This window comes from Nitratidesulfovibrio liaohensis, assembly GCF_011682075.1.
Taxonomy (GTDB): domain Bacteria; phylum Desulfobacterota; class Desulfovibrionia; order Desulfovibrionales; family Desulfovibrionaceae; genus Cupidesulfovibrio; species Cupidesulfovibrio liaohensis.
The window spans coordinates 1-663 of record NZ_VSMK01000738.1 but is presented as its reverse complement, the minus strand read 5'-3'; the positions used below and the strand labels follow the sequence as shown (position 1 = coordinate 663).

Genomic DNA, 663 nt, shown 5'->3' with positions numbered 1-663 from the left:
CAGGCCGTCCGCCCGGCCTTGCGTGGCGGCAGTGTCGTCCAGCCCCTCGCCCGCGCAGGGCACAAGGGCGGAGCGCGGCTCGCGGTCGCGCACTTCCGGCGTCAGGCCTGCGTGTTCGGCCTCACTGACGTAGGGCGGGTTGGATATCAGCAGATCCAGCACGTTGTCGCGGAACAGCGGGCGTGTGAAGTCCGCCAGCACCGGCTGGCAACGCTGGAAGGCCGCCCGGCGTGCGGCGTCCGGCACACTCTGTCCGGGGTGCGCCCCGTCCGGCTCCAATGCCCCCCCAAGATGGGCCACGATGTTGCGCGCGGCCACGGCCAGCGCATCCGGCGAAATGTCGCAGGCCATGCCGCGCAGGTCGTCCCGCTCTGCGCACAGGGTCGCGGCGATGCACCCCGTGCCGGTGCCGCAGTCGGCAAAGAAGGCAGCTCGCGGGGCCAGCGAGAGGGCGGTTTCCACCAGCAGTTCCGTTTCGGGCCGGGGAATCAGCGTGGCCGGTGTGACCAGAAAGTCGCGGCCATAGAATTCCCGCTCGCACAGAATGTACGCCGTGGGTTCTCCTGCGGCGCGGCGGGTCAGCAGGGCGGCGACGTGCGCCAGCGCATCGTGCGGCACCGGTGCGGCGGGGTGCAGTGCCAGGCGCAGCAGCAGGTCCGACCG

At 71.8% G+C, this 663-nt stretch carries 1 protein-coding gene; it reads right to left on the bottom strand.

What is annotated here, in order from left to right; all coding sequences use genetic code 11:
• Positions 1-663 (bottom strand): peptide chain release factor N(5)-glutamine methyltransferase (locus tag FVW27_RS18410; RefSeq protein ID WP_167128005.1); only part of this gene is annotated, 663 nt, incomplete at both ends.